The organism is Serratia sp. CY29653, from assembly GCF_052169255.1.
Classification (GTDB): Bacteria; Pseudomonadota; Gammaproteobacteria; order Enterobacterales; family Enterobacteriaceae; genus Serratia; species Serratia sarumanii.
On the sequence record NZ_JBJNLC010000007.1, the window covers coordinates 92,022 to 108,566 of the forward strand.

Genomic DNA, 16,545 nt, shown 5'->3' on the forward strand with positions numbered 1-16,545 from the left:
TTGGGCGTTCGGGGGCGGGCGGTAACGGCGACAGGGCAGGCGCGGTGCGGGTTTTCTGTAGCAAAGTCAGTGTGTATTGCCCCTGGTTTCTCCTGCGCCGTTGCGCTTTCCCTGGCGCGGTAATGAAAGCGCCAACCCGATCGACACCGCAAAATTGCGACCTCACGCACTAAAAACAAATTTTTCAAAACAATTTATTTGAAACTTTTTTTTCAATGAAATAGAGTTTGCTGCATCCGGTCAGGATGTAGCCGGCTTGCCGACGGGGTTTGGCGAGCGGGACGATTAACGCCGCGCCGCCGGCGAGTGGCCAGGCGACAGCGGACTTGAAAAGAGGGCGTGACATGAAAACCGTGGGTAACTTTATTGACGGGCAGGTGTGCCTGAGCAGCAGCAATCAAACCGTCGACGTGCACAACCCGGCCAGCGGGCAGGTTGAGCGGCGCGTCACGCAGAGCACCGCCGCCGAAGTCAAGCAGGCCATCGACGTGGCCCATCGGGCGTTTGCCGATTGGTCGCGCACCACGCCGCTGCGCCGCGCGCGCATCATGTTCAATTTCAAGGCGCTGCTGGAACAGCACCGCGACGAGCTGGCCGAGCTTATCGTCAGCGAGCACGGCAAGGTGTACTCGGATGCGCTGGGCGAACTGACGCGCGGCATGGAAGTGGTCGAATTCGCCTGCGGCATCCCGCATCTGATCAAGGGCGAGTATTCGCCGGACGTCGGCAGCGGCGTCGACAGCTTCTCGCTGATGCAGCCGCTGGGCGTGGTGGCGGGCATTACCCCGTTCAACTTCCCGGCGATGGTGCCGATGTGGATGTTCCCTATCGCGCTGGCCTGCGGCAACACCTTCATCCTCAAGCCGCCGGCGCTGGTGCCTTCCGCCTCGGTGCGCCTGGCGGAACTGCTGAAAGAAGCCGGCCTGCCGGACGGCGTGTTCAACGTGGTGCACTGCGCCAATGAAGACGCGGCGCAGCTGTGCACCGATCCGCGCATTCAGGCGGTGAGCTTCGTCGGCTCCTCCACCGTGGCGGAACATATCTACACCACCGCCAGCGCGCACGGCAAGCGGGTGCAGGCCTTCGGCGCGGCGAAGAACCAGGCGATCGTCATGCCGGACGCCGATCTGGACGCCACGGTCAACGCGCTGATGGGCGGCGCGTTCGGCTCCGCCGGCGAGCGCTGCATGGCGCTGCCGATCGCCGTGGTGGTCGGTGACGACACCGCCGATAAACTGATCGCCAAACTGAAGCCGCTGATCGCGCAGCTGCGCGTCGGGCCGGGCTTGCTGCAGGGCGGCGAAGAGAATGAAATGGGGCCGCTGGTGTCGTCCGCCCACCAGAAAAAGGTGCTGGGTTACATCGATCTGGGCGTGGAAGAAGGCGCCACCCTGGTGGCCGACGGCCGCAATTATCAGGTGCCGGGCTATCCTGAAGGCTACTACGTCGGCGGCACGCTGTTCGACCATGTGAAGCCGAACATGCGCATCTACCGTGAAGAGATCTTCGGGCCGGTGCTGGGCATCGTGCGGGTGCCGGATTACCGCACCGCCATCGACACGGTGAACGGCCACGAGTTTGGCAACGGCAGCGCCATCTTTACCGGCAGCGGCCACTACGCGCGCCAGTTCGTGCAGGAAGTGCAGGCCGGGATGGTCGGCGTCAACGTGCCGGTGCCGGTGCCGATGGCGTTCCACAGCTTCGGCGGCTGGAAACGCTCGGTGTTCGGCGCGCTTAACGTGCACGGCACCGACGGCGTGCGCTTCTACACGCGCATGAAGACCGCCACCGCGCGCTGGCCGGCCGGGCAGCAGACGGTGTCCGAATTCAGCATGCCGACGCTGGGTTAAGCCATCGCAAAGTATGAGCGGGCCGTTGCTCCTTCGGGGCAACGGCCTTTGCACGGGGAGTTAACAGGAGAATCGAGATGTCTTCACTGCTTGCCAAATGTCAGACGCCGAACGCCGAGGGGCGTATTCAGCACGTGACGCCGGAAAATGCCGGGTGGCGCTATGTCGGTTTCGACGTTTATCGCCTGGTCGCCGGGCAGTCGCTGCAGCTGGAGTGCGGTGACAAGGAGCTGTGCCTGGTGCTGGTGGCCGGTATCGCCTCCGTCGCCACGCTGCGCGCCGAATACCCGCATATCGGCAAACGCATGAGCCCGTTCGAGCGCACGCCGCCTTACGCGGTGTATGTGCCGCACCACGATCGCATCGACGTGCGGGCAGAAACCGATCTGGAGCTGGCGGTGTGCAGCGCGCCCGGCAGCGGCCACCTGCCTTCACGGCTGATTACGCCGGCGGATATCGGCGTGGAGCGGCGCGGCAAGGGGCGCAACCAGCGGTTGGTGCACAACATTCTGCCGGACAGCGAGCCGGCCGACAGCCTGCTGGTGGTGGAGGTTTACACCGACGAGGGCAACACCAGTTCCTACCCGAGCCACAAGCACGATCGGGAAGACTCGCCGGACGAAACCTATCTGGAAGAGACGTATTATCACCGCATTCAGCCGGAGCAGGGATTCTGCATGCAGCGCGTCTATACCGACGATCGCACGCTCGACGAATGCATGCCGGTCTACAATCGGGACGTGGTGAAAGTGCCACGCGGTTATCACCCGGTGGCGACCCTGGCGGGCTACGACAACTATTATCTCAACGTGATGGCCGGGCCGGTGCGGCAGTGGAAGTTTACTTGGGAAAAAGACCACGCCTGGATTAACGGCGACGGCTATCCCGCCGCGCAATAAGCGCTTGAGGCCCGGCTTGCCGGGCTTTTTTGTCAGCCTTACTCGTCCCGGGCGTTATTCAGCGCCAGCGAGACCGCCAGCGTCTGCGCCAGGCACATCGAAGCCACCTGCGAACGGAAGCCGTCCACCTGCGCTTCGCGCACCACGAAACAGACGTCGCTGAAGGCGGCCAGCGGGCTGACCTGGCTGTCGGTGATGGCGATCTGCTGGGCGCCGCGCTTGGCGCCCAATTCCACCAGTTCCACCGCCTCGCGGGCGTACGGCGAATAGCTGATGGCGATCACCACGTCCTTCGGTTTCACCATGCTCAGCTGTTCGGTGAACATGCCGCCCAGGCCGTCAATCAGAAACGCGCGGCGCTCCAGATGGCGCAGCGCATAGGTGAGGTAGGAAGCGACGCTGAACGAACGGCGCAGGCCGATCACGTAGATATTTTCGGCGTTGTTGAGCAGCTCGACGGCGCGATCCAGCTGCTCGGGGGCGATCTGCATCGCCAGCTGCTGCAGCGCCTGCGCGTTGACCATCGTGAATACGTTGAGAATCTCCGCCGGCTTCTCCGGCGCGACGTTGTCGTCGGTGGAGGTTTGACGGAACAGGCGAGCGCGCTCGGTATAGTTCACCGTCTCTTCCATCAGATGCTGACGGAACACCTGCTTCATTTCGTTGAAGCCGCTGAAACCGAAGGCGTTGGCGAAACGGATCAGGGTGGAAGGCGGCACGCTGGCCTGTGCGGCGATGGAGGCAACGGTATCGAAAGCGATGCTGTTACTGTTATCCAAAATATAGCGCGCCACCTGCTTCAAACGCTTGCTCAGCGTTTCGTAACGGTGGCGGATCTCGTCCTGTAACAGCGAAAGTTGAGTTGGGTTGTTCATCCATTCGGCTCGCAGTGGGGTGAAGGCGCATTGGCCTGACGCCTGAAATATTGACAGGGTATTTTAACAGACGGAGCGGAAATTTCATTTCCTCAAAAAGCGATTTATTCGATCGCACATTGCGTGACTTCACAGAAAAGGGGCAAAAAATCCCCTTAAAGCGGCGAAATGGCCTTAAGGGGACGTGAACCTGCTCTCGCTGTCAGTGCGCGCCGCCCGCCTGCGGGCGGTACTGGCGCCAGAAACCGATCAGCGTCAGGTATTTTTGTTTCACCTGCTCGATCAGGGCGGCGTCGTCGATTTCCCCCTGCAGCCAGCGGCGCGAAGGTTGGCCGAAGATAGTGCGGCCGACGGCGAAACCCTTCACCCAGCGCGCATCCGCGGCGGCGGCAAAGCCCGCCTTCAGCACCGCTTCCGGGGAGTCGAGCCCCAGGATCAGCACGCCGCGGCAGTAGGGATCGTAGGTATCGATTAGCGCACCGACCCGCCGCCAGTTTTCCGCGCTCAGCGGCGGCAGTTTCCACCAGTCCGGCTGAATGCCCAACCGGTAGAAGTGCTCAATCATCTCCAGGTAATAACGTTCGTCTTTGTCGGGGTTGTTGTCCGGCAGGATCACTTCCAGCAGCAGCTCGTGGCCGGACTTACAGCAGCCGCGGTAGACGTCGGCGATCAGCTCATCCTGCTCGCGACGCAGTTCCGCCGCGTCGTGCGGGTGATAAAACACCAGGCACTTCACCACGTGCTCCTGCGGCCAGTCGATCAATTGCGAGCCGATATTGCCGTGCTCCAGGCGCAGCGGACGCGAACTGGGCAGCTCTACCGGCCGGCCGATCCACCATCCCTGGCCGGTGATCTCGTTCAGCGCCGCCTGCCCGTAAGTGGTGTCGGCCAGAATGCCGCTGTTGCCGTTCAGGCCGGCCTGCGCGGCGGCCTGTTGCGCCGCGGTCAGCAGCAGGGTTTTCAGGCGCGGAATGCGCTCCTCGCCGACGCCGGCTTCGCGTGCCATGTCCGCCAGCTGCTTGCGGTGATCGAAGGCGAAGACGCACAGTTCCGGCCACTGTTGCTTGCGGGTGGTGACCCGGTGCAGGTGGTTCAGGCGCGCATCGCGGTCCGGGCGCGTGACCTGCCGTTCACGCAGCAGGTAGTCGTCCAGCTCCCGTTTGGTCGGCATCGCCGGCGCGCAGCCGTGGCGCGAGACCACCAACGCGCCGCAGGCGTTGGCGTAGCGGCAGGCCTGATCCCAGCCCTCATCGTTCAGGTAGCCGCGCAGCAGGCCGGACATAAAGGCGTCGCCGGCCCCCAGCACGTTCAGCACCTCAACCCGCACGCCGGCGTGCAGTTTCACCTGTTCCCAGCCATCGGCGATTTCGCCCTCGAACACCGAGCAACCCTGCGCGCCGCGCTTGCACACCAGCGTGGCCGCCGTGGCCCGGCGCACGTTTTTCAGCGCCGTCAGCGTGTCGGTGCTGCCGCCGGCGATATGAAACTCTTCTTCGGTGCCGACGATCAGATCGAAATGGTGCAGCACCTCCTGCAGCTCGCGCGTGACCTGGTCCGATTCCACAAAGCGGGTTTCTCCGTCGCCCAGCGACGTCAGCCCCCACAGCACCGGGCGGTAATCGATGTCCAGCGCGGTGCGCAGGCCGTGGCGGCGCGCGTATTCCAGCGCCTTCAGCACCGCGGCGCGGGTGTTCGGGTGCGACAGGTGCGTGCCGGTGATGGCCAGCGCGCGCGAGGAAGCGATGTAGGCCTCATCGATGTCGTCCGGCGTCAGCGCCATGTCCGCGCAGTTTTCGCGGTAGAAGATCAGCGGGAAGGTTTCCTGATCCTTGATGCCGAGGATCACCAGGCCGGTTAATCGCTGTTTGTCGGTGATCAGGCAGCGGGTATCGGCCCCGACGCGCTGCAGTTCTTCGCGCAGAAAGCGGCCCATGTGCTCGTCGCCGACGCGCGCCAGCATGCCGGATTTTAACCCCTGAATGGCGGTGCCGTAGGCCACGTTGCCGGAAGAACCGCCGAGGTACTTGGCGAATGTGCCGGCGTCTTCCAGCCGCGCGCCGATCTGCTGAGCATAGAAATCGACGGCGATGCGCCCGAGACAAATGACATCAAGCTGTTTTTCTTGTGTAGCCATACCCGTTTCCTTCTGTTTAAGCAAAACTCCGGCGGCGGCCCGAGCGTGGCGCCCTGCAGGAAGCATGTGGACAGTATGGGGAATGAAAATTTCAATTTCAATATAGAATGAAATTTACACCCCAAAAATGTGATGCATTTAAAACATCGACAGAGGCGTGGGAAAAGGCGGTGAAACGGCTACGGGAGGGGGGCCGGGGCACGCATAAAAGAGGGGAAATGACAGGGTAAAAGGCGGTCAGCCCATGAGCCAACGGCTTTTATTGGCCGGTGCGTGGCGCGAAGCCAGTGAAGGCTGAATCACGAGATGAAACGGGCTTTTCATGCATTATGCGATCTTTATCGCAAAATGAAATGTTTCTTCTGTAATGTGATTTTATGAAAAATATATTTGTTTATAATCGCTTCACGTTTCAGGTTGTCGACTTCGTGAGCAGCGGGCATCGCCTGCTCAAGATAATAGCTGCCGCCGCGTAACACAAACACGGAATTGTCGGCTCGGCGCGAGCCCTTTCCGGGGCGGCCCTCAATCTAAAGGGTGAGTAAATGGGCAAGATCAGGCTAACCATGGCGCAGGCGCTCGTCAGATTCCTCGATAACCAGTATCTGCTGGCCGACGGCGTGGAAACCAAATTCGTCGCGGGCATTTTTGCGATTTTCGGCCACGGCAACGTGCTGGGGCTGGGGCAAGCGCTGGAGCAGGATAGCGGCGATCTGCGGGTGCATCAGGGCCGAAACGAGCAGGGGATGGCCCATGCGGCGATCGGCTTCGCCAAACAGAAGCTGCGCCGGCAGATCTACGCCTGCACCTCATCGGTCGGCCCCGGCGCCGCCAATATGATCACCGCCGCGGCCACCGCCACCGCCAACCGCATTCCTTTATTACTGCTGCCGGGCGACGTTTACGCATCCCGCCAGCCGGATCCGGTGCTGCAGCAAATCGAACAGTCTTACGATCTCAGCATCAGCACCAACGACGCGTTCCGCGCGGTGAGCAAATACTGGGACCGCATCGTGCGGCCGGAACAGCTGATGAGCGCCTGCATCAACGCGATGCGCGTGCTGACCGATCCGGCGGAAACCGGCGCGGTGACGCTGTGTCTGCCGCAGGACGTGCAGGGTGAAGCCTACGACTATCCCGACTATTTCTTCCAAAAACGCGTGCATCGGCTCGATCGCCGCCCGGCGACCGACGGCATGTTGGCGGACGCGTTGGCGCTGCTGGCGGCCAAACGCAAACCGCTGCTGGTGTGCGGCGGCGGCGTGAAATACTCGCAGGCCGGGCGGGCGCTGCGCGAATTCGCCGAGCGCTTCGGCATTCCGTTCGCCGAAACCCAGGCCGGCAAAGGCACGGTGCCGAGCGACCATGAATTCAACCTCGGCGGCATTGGCGAAACCGGCTGCCTGGCGGCCAATACGCTGGCTCGTCAGGCCGATCTGGTGATCGGCGTCGGCACCCGTTACACCGATTTCACCACCTCGTCCAAATGGCTGTTCCAAAATCCGGACGTCAGCTTCCTCAATATCAACGTCAGCGCCTTTGACGCCGGCAAGCTCGACGGCGTGCAGGTGCTGGCGGACGCCCGCGAGGCCCTGAGCGAACTGGGCGCACTGCTGGCGCAGGCCGAGTACCGCGCCGGCTGGGGCGACGCCATCGCCGCGGCGCGCAGCGCCCAGCGTGAAGAGACCGAGCGCGTTTACGCGGTGGAATACGGCGGCGCAGGCTTTGTGCCGGAGATAGACGATCACCTCGATCGCGAGCGGGTGTTCGCCGAATTTATCGCCCAGACCGATTCCGCGCTGACCCAGAGCCGGGTGCTGGGGGTGCTGAACCGCGAGCTGCCGGCGGACAGCGTGATCGTCGCCGCCGCCGGCAGCCTGCCGGGCGATTTGCAGCGGGTGTGGCACAACCGCGGCGAGCACGGTTATCACGTGGAGTACGGTTACTCCTGCATGGGGTATGAGGTGAACGCCGCATTGGGGGTCAAGCTGGCCGAGCCGCAGCGCGAGGTGTACGCGATGGTGGGCGACGGCGCCTTCATGATGCTGCATTCCGAACTGGTCACTTCGATTCAGGAAGGCTGCAAGATCAACGTGATGCTGTTCGACAACATGACCAACGGCTGCATCAACAACCTGCAGATGGAACACGGCATGGACAGCTACACCACCGAATTCCGCTTCCGTAATCCACAGGGCGGCAAGCTCGACGGCAAACTGGTGCCGGTCGATTTCGCCATGCTGGCGGCGGCTTACGGTTGCAAAACCTATCGCGTCACCACCGAGCAGCAGCTGCTCGATGCGCTGGCCGACGCCCGCAGGCAGACCGTGTCCACGCTGCTGGACATCAAGGTGCTGCCGAAGACCATGGTGCACAAGTATCTCAGCTGGTGGCGCGTGGGCGGCGCTCAGGTGGCCGACAGCGAGAAAATCGTCGCAGTGGCGCGCAAGCTGCAGGAAAACATCGATAAGGCGCGCGATTACTGATTCGTTTTCATACATAAATCTCGAGGGTAGCGAAAATGACATTGAACATTGGGGTTATCGGCACCGGCGCCATCGGCCGCGATCATATCCGTCGCTGCAGCAAAGTGTTGCAGGGCGCCCGCGTAGTGGCGGTGAACGACATCAATCGCGACAACGCCGCCAAGGTGGTGAGCGATCTGCAGCTGGATGCGCGGGTGTATGACAACGGCCACGATCTGATCAAGGCCGCCGATGTGCAGGCGGTGCTGGTCACCTCCTGGGGGCCGAGCCACGAAGAGTTCGTGTTGGCGGCCATCGCCGCCGGCAAACCGGTATTCTGCGAGAAGCCGCTGGCGGTGACCGCGCAGGGCTGCAAAAACATCGTCGATGCCGAAGCGAAACACGGCAAGCGGCTGGTGCAGGTCGGCTTTATGCGCCCCTATGACCAGGGCTATCGCGCGCTGAAACAGGTGCTGACCAGCGGCCAGATCGGCGAGCCGCTGATGCTGCACTGCGCGCACCGCAACCCGACGGTCGGCGAGGCTTACACCACCGATATGGCGATCACCGACACCCTGATCCACGAAATCGACGTGCTGCGCTGGCTGCTCGACGACGACTATGTGTCGGTGCAGGTGGTGTTCCCGCGCAAGAGCCCGAAGGCGTTCCCACACCTGAAAGATCCGCAGATTGTGCTGTTCGAAACCGCCAAAGGCACGCGCATTGACGTCGAAATCTTCGTCAACTGCCAGTACGGCTACGACATTCAGTGTGAAGTGGTAGGGGAAACCGGCATCGCCAAACTGCCGGAGCCGTCTTCGGTGCAGATGCGCAGCGGCGCCCGCCTGTCGACCGAAATCCTGACCGACTGGAAGGATCGTTTTATCGACGCCTATGACGTTGAGCTACAGGGCTTCATCAACGACGTGGCCGCGGGCAAGTTGACCGGGCCTTCCGCCTGGGACGGCTACGCCGCCGCGGTGACCGCCGACGCCTGCGTGGCGGCCCAGCTCAGCGGCGAGATTGTGCCGGTGACCTTGCCGGCGCGCCCGGTGTTCTACAACAAATAATCGGCTTGTCCCCCATACCTACGATTGCAGAGGAGTGACCATGAAGATCGCTTTTGATGTCGACGTTATCCGGGATTTGGGCGTCACCAAAATGGTTCAACAGGTGGCGGACTGGGGCTACAAATATATCGAGCAGTCGCCGCACCCGCAGATCAACCCGTTTTACAAGCATCCGAAGGCCAGCCGCGAAATCATGGCGGAGTATAAAAACGCCCTGAAAGCGACCGGCGTGGAGATCTCCTCATTTATCGTGGTGTACCGCTGGTCCGGGCCGGGGGAGGATCGCCGCCAGGCGGCGGTCAAAAACTGGCGGCGGATGATCGAAATCGCGGTGGAAATGGGCGTGCAGGTGATCAACACCGAACTGGCGGGCAACCCCAACGAACCGGAGATCTGCGAGGAGCTGTGGTATCGCTCGATGGAGGAACTGCTGCCGATCGTCGAGCGCGAGGGTATCCGTATGGAGATCCAGTCGCACCCGTGGGACTTCTGCGAACTGAGCAACGAAACCGCCGATCTGGTGAAATCGCTGCGCAGCGATCACGTCAAATACCTCTACAGCGTGCCACACACCTTCTACTACGACAAGGGGCAGGGCGACGTGGCCGGCATGCTGCAGTACGCCGGGGACGATCTTTCCCACGTGCTGATCGCCGACACCATGAACCACACCAAGCATTGCCGTTATATCGTCAACCCGCCGGGCGTTGACGCCGCGGTGCACCAGCACGTCGGCATCGGCGAAGGTGAGGTGAATTTCGACGCCCTGTTCCAGACGCTGCGCGACATGGAGTTTGCCAACCGCAGCTTCAAGGTCGGCGGCGAATCGATCATCTGCACTTCGCTGTTCGGCTACCCGGAAAAGATGCCGAGCCAGGCGGTGGCGACCAGAGAGCGCATCGAAAGAGAGCTGTTGGGCAAATAATCTTATTCGGCTCGCCGGCGGCGTTTGCGCCGGCGGCCCTCCAAGCACCGAGGCAGACCATGAATAAAGACAACGTGAAATTGGCCATTGCGCCGATCGGCTGGACCAACGACGACATGCCCGATCTGGGCAAGGAAAATACCTTCCAGCAGTGCGTCAGCGAAATGGCGCTGGCCGGCTTCACCGGCAGCGAAGTGGGCAGCAAATACCCGCGCGATCCGGCGGTGCTGAAACCGATGCTGGACATTCGCGGTATCCAGATCTGCAACGCCTGGTTCAGCACCTTTTTCGCCGACGGCCAGAAAGACAAAACCATCGATGAATTTATCAACCACATGAATTTCCTGCATGCCATGGGCGCCAGGGTGATCGGCTGCTCCGAGCAGAGCAAGAGCATTCAGGGCACCACCAAAGGCGTGTTCGAAGAGAAACCGTACTTCAGCGATGAAGAGTGGCAGCGGGTGGCCGACGGTTACAACGAGCTGGCGAAGATCGCCGCCGGTAAAGGCATGCAGGTATGTCTGCACCACCACATGGGCACCGGCATTCAAACCACGGCCGAAATCGATCGCTACATGAGCATGGTCAACGACGACGTCTACCTGCTGTTCGATACCGGCCACGCCTACTATTCGGAAGGCAGCCAGCAGGCGATGATGGCGATCCTGGAGAAGTATCTGCCGCGCATCAACCACGTCCATCTGAAGGACGTGCGCGATGAGGTGGTGGCGGAAGTGAAGGCCAACAAGCTGAGCTTCCTCGACGGCGTGAAGAAGGGCACCTTCACCGTGCCGGGTGATGGTGTGATCGACTTCAGGCCGGTGTTCAAGCTGCTGGACGAGCGCGGTTACAAAGGGTGGATGGTGGTGGAGGCCGAGCAGGACCCGGCGCTGGCCAACCCGTTCGAGTATGCGGTAAAAGCGCGCCGTTATATTCGGGAAACCGCCGGCATTTAAGCGGCGAGGGTCAATAAAGCTCGAGGGGAGCCGCCGGCGCCCCTTTTTTGATGGCGGCGTGTTAACCGCCGAGCGTTTGCCAGGTTGCAACCTGGCTGCCTGGCCACGGGGTGGCGGCATGCACGCCACGGGCGATCGCCCGGGCCAGGGTGTCCGCCGCCAGCGCGCCGATTTGCAGCACCGCCAGTTCGCGGCTGCCCTGAACCTCGCGCTGCCCGGTGGACAGGGCGAACACCACGTCGCCGTCAAACGGGCTGTGCAGCGGGCGAATAGCGCGCGCCATGCCGTCTTGCGCCATGATGGCCACCCGTTTCAACTCCACTCGCGTCAGCGCCAGATCGGTGGCGATGCAGGCCAGGGTGGTGTTCTTTCTGCCGCCCTGCGGCTCTTGTTCCATCCAATCTTCGCCTTGGGCGCGCAGTTGCGCCAGCGCCGCCGCGCCGCCGTTGCCGAATTCACCGTCAATTTCATAGGGCGTCGCCCAGAAGGCGCGGGTGCCGGGCGCTACCACTGCACCCAAACTGTTGACCGCCACCAGCGCGCCGACGGTAGCGCCGTTGGCGGCAATGATAGATGCCGAGCCGAGGCCGCCTTTCAGCTTGCCCATGCCGGTCATGGCGCCATAGCCGGCGCCGACGGTGCCGAGCGGAAAATTCAGCCCGGCCTTGCCGACCGCATCGATGCCCAACTGGCGATACGGCGGCGTGAGCTGCCAGTTTTTGTCGCCGCCGTTGGCCAGATCGTACAGGCAGGCGGTGGGCACGATCGGGGAGACCGGCACGCCGGGTGCCGGGCGCAGCGCGTAGCCTTTACCCTGTTGCCCCAGCCAGGCTGCGACGCCGTCCGCCGCCGCCAGGCCGTAAACCGAGCCGCCGCTGAACGTCAGGGCATCGACGGTCTGCACCAAATTGTCTTCGCCCAGCGCGTCGGTTTCCCGGGTGGCGGGGCCGCCGCCGCGCACGTCCACGGCGGCGATCGCCGGGCTGTCCGGCAGGATAACCGTCGCGCCGGTGCGCACCCGGCTGTCCTGCGCCACGCCGACCTTCAGGCCCGGCACATCGGTAATCAGGTTGCGGGCGCCTGGGCGTCCGGCGGCGGAAGTTGGCATAGCGGCACCTAATGGGGTGAGAGGAGAGAATATGCCGACGGCGGCGGTCAGGCAGGCCAGCGCTTGTAAAAAGGTTCGGCGGTTGATGTTCAGGGGCCGGCGCAGCGGCCCCTGTGGGTGGGGAAGATTACGCATCGCCGCGCGGCTGCCCGGAGCGAAAACGCGCCATATGGTAGGCATCGACCAGTACGCCGTCGCGCATGGCATAGGCGCGGCTGGTGCCTTCTATCTCGAAACCGAATTTGCGGTATAGCGCGATGGCTGCCGGGTTGTCGGTGAATACCTCCAGTTCGATGCGCTCGATGGCCGCCCAGTTGTCGCACAGGTCGATCATCGCCTGCATCAGGCGGCTGCCGACGCCTTTACCGTGGTAGTGCGGATCGACGCCGATGCCGAAGGTAGCCACGTGGCGGCGGCGTACGCGCTGATTCAGCATCACAACCAACTGGCCGGCAAGCTGCCCGTCGATAACGGCCGCCAGGTTATACGTGCCCGGTTCGGGATTGGCGAGGCGCTTCTGCCAGGACTCGACGGACGGTAGCGGTAGCTGCAGCGTATCGCGGTAGACGGGCGCCAGAGAATAAAGATGATGCAGGGCCTGCGCATCCGTTGTTTCCACGTGGCGTATCACGATCTCGCTCATCTCGCTGCTCCTGTTGCTTACCGGTTGAATAACCTCTGAATTTATCCGTTTACTGCCTTGAGTCAATATTATTTCAACGGGTCAAAAAAAACGCTTTACAGGTGCGAATGATAATGATTATTATTGCGATGCGTTCCGGGGAGGGCATCAACCCTTGATACTCTCGCTGCGAAGGCACGACATTGCTCACATTGCTTCCAGTGTTTACTTAGCCAGCTCGGGTGCTGGCTTTTTTTTTGCCCTTTTTCAACCGCTTCCGCCTTCAACAAATCCGTTGCCAATCCGCCGTTTCATTCCATCGAAATTTTTGAACAGAGGCATGAGTTTTTTACGCTTTCTTATTCTGCCCGCAGGACTAGACTGTAAAAAAACATTGAGGAGAGTTGAATATGATTTATGTACGTAAAGCGGAAGACCGCGGCCACGCCAATCATGGCTGGCTGGATAGCTGGCACACCTTCTCATTTGCCGACTACTACGATCCGAACTTTATGGGGTTCTCGGCGCTGCGTGTGATCAACGAAGATGTGATCGACGCCGGGCAGGGTTTCGGCACCCACCCGCATAAGGACATGGAAATCCTGACCTATGTGCTGAGCGGCACGGTGGAGCATCAGGACAGCATGGGCAACAAGGAGCAGATCCAGGCCGGCGAATTCCAGATCATGAGCGCGGGCACCGGGGTACGTCACTCCGAGTACAACGCCAATCAGGATCGTCCGCTGCACCTGTACCAGATTTGGATCATTCCGGATCAGGTCGGGCTGGAGCCGCGCTACGAGCAGCGTATGTTCGACGCGCCGCAGGGCCGTCAGCTGGTGCTGTCGCCGGATGCGCGCGACGGTTCGCTGAAGGTGTTTCAGGATATGACGTTGTCGCGTTGGGCGCTGAATAAAGGCGAACAGGGTGAGTACCCAATCGCCGCCGGCCGTCGCATTTGGATCCAGGTGGTGCGCGGCAAGGTCTCGGTCAACGGCCAGGCCGCCGGCATCAGCGACGCGTTTGCGGTGTGGGATGAATCGGGTCTGACGATTCAGGCCGACGAAGAGAGCGAAATCCTGCTGTTCGATCTGCCGCCGGTGTGATTAGGCGGTAAATATCAAGTTGTTGCCTTCCGCTGATGCGGCTGGCGGCGCAATATGACCAACCTGGTGCTTCAGGCTTAGCCTGGAGTGCGGGTTGGTTTTCTTGTTATGGCCCGGTTATTTCCTCGGTTTTCTGGCGTTTCCTTCGCGCCAGGCTGCAAAAAGTGTTTGCCTTCTTTTGAGCAAGAAAGTTAATTCTGGAGCCGCTGTGTGATTTTTATACGCCTGACATAAGAGCGGCAACGATTAAATTAAGCTGGCTTTACATTATTGATAATAATATTTACAGCCTGTCTGTTTATTGAGCGATTTAATAAAGGATTTAGAATTATTATATAAATAAATTATTTCCTGATAACGTATTAATTGCAAAGGCAATGCCATTGTTTGTGTTTGCATGATGTTAATTTCAGGTAGGGCGTCTGTGAACTGATGGTCAAATAGTATTGACGGGCTGAAATACGTAAATAAAACGGTCCGGAAATGAGTGCCAGAACGGTGGCTGATTTTTGACTTGGACGATAGCCGCTCAGTGGGTTGCGTGCTAAATATATTTTTAATTTCTTTCGTCAGTTTATTTTTTGGTTTTCCAATCGCTCCACAGAGGGGCGTCCGAGCTCACGCGTACGGGCTTTCGCCACGCTGAATGCCATTGCAGAAAACAATCTCATACCTGGAGGTAGAGGAAAAATGATGAAAATTAAAAATGAACGTAACGGCACTTATGATGATTTCTTAAATGCGATACTCACTTTCGAAAGCACGATCGATCCGCAAAAAGCGCAATATTATGCGGAAAATTATGATAATCCAACCGCGACATCTTATCAGGATGTGGAGTATCCCGGCCGGGTTATTCGGGCCCAGGATGGCACGACAACCAAAAGCAATGTCTCGATAAGAGAATATTTCGAGCGTTTGGGTATCGGCAAATACTATACTCAAGGTTCAACGGATCCTCAGATGTTCAAGCAAATGCAGTATGCGACGATGAACTATCTCGGTTTTATCGGTTACCAGCTCAGCGAACAAGACTTCTGGGATCTGGGATATTACACGCATTATGATGAAAACCATCTCCCTAAATATTATTCCGACGTGCCGGTGTCAAATTGGGCCAACGGCGTGCGGGATAAGGTCATGAATCTGCCTGGCAAAGGCGAAGTGCATGTCACGGATGTGAATACCTGGCAAGGGACCTTTACCGGCAAACACGGGATTAATAGTTTTGACGATGTTCTCGATCCGGATAAACAGGACTATGTCGCCAAAGATCATTTTGTCGATAAGTACGAGGGCATGGTGCGTTTGCTGGCGGAGAGAGGCAAAACCCTGAATGATTATTTGGGCACCACTATTCGTTGGTCTGAATGCCATCCCGTGTTGACGCCGCCGCCGGGCGTGCCGGATGCGGTGGAAATCACGCTGTCGGGTTTACTCGGCGGCGCCCATCTGCGCGGCGCGGAGGGCATTACCGCCCTGCTGGTCGATCGTGAAAATCGGGCGGATGAAAACGGCACGGCGATTTTGCAGTATGTCTATCAGTTCGCAGGCTATGACACACCGTTTAACCCCTAATGCTCTTCCATAGTCGCCGCGGAATGGCATGATTCCCCCGCGCGCAAGCGCGGGGGAATCGACGCGGGCTAAGGGTCAGCGTTCTTCCGTTTGCTGCTGCAACAGCCGATCTATCTCTCGTTTTGCTTCCCGAAATTGCTGCTGATATTCCGCGCTGGCTTGCAATCGAGCAAAGGCACCGGCCGCCAACACGCGGCCGGCTTCGACATCGCTGGCCCAGTGTACGCCGCAAATCAGCCGGCTGCGGCCAAACTCATAACCCTTGCGCATGAGCTCCGTCGCACGTTGCGGCACCATGGCCGTCAGCGTCATCGCCCATACGAAACCGGTTACGGCATGCCCGGAGGGATAGGAACCGCCATCGTTGCTGAGCGCACTGTGCTCTTGCGGGGTACAGCTCTCCACCCGCAGCGCGGAGTAGGGGCGAATGCGGGCGTGGGCCTTTTTCGCGCCGTTGGAAGCATAGCCGGCGTCCGTGAGCAGGCGGCTCAGCAAAAGGTGGGTATGCGGCGTGCGCTGGCGCGATATCTCCGTCCCCAACGCTGCGGAGAAAGCCCGACCGATGGCATTGAAGGACAGATTGGCATCCTCCACCGCCAACCTGCCCCGGGGCGTATCGCGCAGTTTGCGAAGCTGGTAAAAGTTTTCCTCGTCGGCTTTCCAGGCCGCGCTGCCTTCAATCGGCGGGGCCGGCAGGATTGCCGCGCCGTCCGGATAGTCTGCAGGCGTAAGATAACCGTTGATCCAGCCTTCTATGTAGGGAGAAAAGCCTACATTCGGATAGCCGATATCCGAATAGTCTACCCGCCACCGCTCGCGGGTATCGCTGTTGGGCGCGATGGACTCGGCATGCGCCGGCGCGTTTTGCAGACAAATCAGGGCGAGCCCTGTAACGGCGCTTCGTTTTATGTTCAGAGCGAATATAGCCATCGTTATATATTCCCTTCCTGGCATGAC

The 16,545-nt window shown here is 60.4% G+C and carries 13 protein-coding genes; 8 read left to right on the forward strand and 5 right to left on the reverse strand.

Annotated features, from left to right (window positions below; all coding sequences use genetic code 11):
• Positions 1 to 344 precede the first annotated feature (344 nt).
• Positions 345 to 1,850 carry a CoA-acylating methylmalonate-semialdehyde dehydrogenase gene (locus tag ACJ8HN_RS22555; RefSeq protein ID WP_442523988.1) on the forward strand — a complete coding sequence of 502 codons (1,506 nt, stop codon included), beginning with the start codon at positions 345 to 347 and terminating at the stop codon, positions 1,848 to 1,850.
• A gap of 77 nt (positions 1,851 to 1,927) precedes the next feature.
• Entirely contained in the window at positions 1,928 to 2,749 is an 822-nt protein-coding gene (gene iolB / locus ACJ8HN_RS22560; protein ID WP_442523989.1) for a 5-deoxy-glucuronate isomerase, read from the forward strand.
• Between the two features lie 38 nt (positions 2,750 to 2,787).
• On the opposite strand, the gene ACJ8HN_RS22565 is transcribed toward iolB, so the two are convergent.
• Both ACJ8HN_RS22565 and ACJ8HN_RS22570 read right to left on the reverse strand, forming a co-directional pair.
• Complete coding sequence (locus tag ACJ8HN_RS22565; RefSeq protein WP_004930856.1) at positions 2,788 to 3,624, reverse strand: MurR/RpiR family transcriptional regulator; 837 nt, start codon at positions 3,622 to 3,624, stop codon at positions 2,788 to 2,790.
• A 202-nt stretch (positions 3,625 to 3,826) separates the two neighbouring features.
• Positions 3,827 to 5,758 (reverse strand): bifunctional 5-dehydro-2-deoxygluconokinase/5-dehydro-2-deoxyphosphogluconate aldolase, encoded by a 1,932-nt coding sequence (locus ACJ8HN_RS22570; RefSeq protein ID WP_049195625.1) that lies wholly within the window; start codon positions 5,756 to 5,758, stop codon positions 3,827 to 3,829.
• Between the two features lie 545 nt (positions 5,759 to 6,303).
• Between ACJ8HN_RS22570 and iolD the strand changes: the two genes are divergently transcribed.
• From iolD to iolE, 4 genes are read left to right on the forward strand one after another with little or no spacing between them, the layout of a single operon-like run.
• Positions 6,304 to 8,244: a 3D-(3,5/4)-trihydroxycyclohexane-1,2-dione acylhydrolase (decyclizing) gene (iolD, locus tag ACJ8HN_RS22575; RefSeq protein ID WP_033649355.1), complete on the forward strand. Its 1,941-nt coding sequence runs from the start codon at positions 6,304 to 6,306 to the stop codon at positions 8,242 to 8,244.
• A 35-nt stretch (positions 8,245 to 8,279) separates the two neighbouring features.
• Entirely contained in the window at positions 8,280 to 9,293 is a 1,014-nt protein-coding gene (locus ACJ8HN_RS22580) for a Gfo/Idh/MocA family protein (RefSeq protein WP_038871433.1), read from the forward strand.
• Positions 9,294 to 9,333: 40 nt separating this feature from the next.
• On the forward strand, positions 9,334 to 10,218 hold the full coding sequence (locus tag ACJ8HN_RS22585; protein WP_004930845.1) for a sugar phosphate isomerase/epimerase family protein: 885 nt from the start codon (positions 9,334 to 9,336) through the stop codon (positions 10,216 to 10,218).
• 59 nt (positions 10,219 to 10,277) lie between these two features.
• A complete protein-coding gene (gene iolE / locus ACJ8HN_RS22590; protein ID WP_019455194.1) occupies positions 10,278 to 11,174 on the forward strand; it encodes a myo-inosose-2 dehydratase in 897 nt (298 codons plus the stop codon).
• Positions 11,175 to 11,235: 61 nt separating this feature from the next.
• Here the strand turns inward: iolE and ACJ8HN_RS22595 are convergent, their stop codons facing one another.
• Positions 11,236 to 12,417, reverse strand: coding sequence for a P1 family peptidase (locus tag ACJ8HN_RS22595; protein WP_442523991.1), 1,182 nt, complete (start codon positions 12,415 to 12,417; stop codon positions 11,236 to 11,238).
• Entirely contained in the window at positions 12,410 to 12,925 is a 516-nt protein-coding gene (locus ACJ8HN_RS22600) for a GNAT family N-acetyltransferase (protein ID WP_039569096.1), read from the reverse strand. Before ACJ8HN_RS22600 ends, ACJ8HN_RS22595 begins: the two co-directional genes overlap by 8 nt.
• 389 nt (positions 12,926 to 13,314) lie before the next feature.
• On the opposite strand from ACJ8HN_RS22600, the gene ACJ8HN_RS22605 reads away from it, so the two are divergent.
• Both ACJ8HN_RS22605 and ACJ8HN_RS22610 read left to right on the forward strand, forming a co-directional pair.
• Complete coding sequence (locus tag ACJ8HN_RS22605) at positions 13,315 to 14,010, forward strand: pirin family protein (protein ID WP_033636340.1); 696 nt, start codon at positions 13,315 to 13,317, stop codon at positions 14,008 to 14,010.
• Between the two features lie 690 nt (positions 14,011 to 14,700).
• Positions 14,701 to 15,588: a hypothetical protein gene (locus ACJ8HN_RS22610; protein WP_041037055.1), complete on the forward strand. Its 888-nt coding sequence runs from the start codon at positions 14,701 to 14,703 to the stop codon at positions 15,586 to 15,588.
• 75 nt (positions 15,589 to 15,663) lie between these two features.
• Here ACJ8HN_RS22610 and ACJ8HN_RS22615 read toward each other — a convergent pair whose 3' ends face one another.
• Entirely contained in the window at positions 15,664 to 16,518 is an 855-nt protein-coding gene (locus ACJ8HN_RS22615) for an acid phosphatase (RefSeq protein WP_442523994.1), read from the reverse strand.
• Positions 16,519 to 16,545 lie beyond the last annotated feature (27 nt).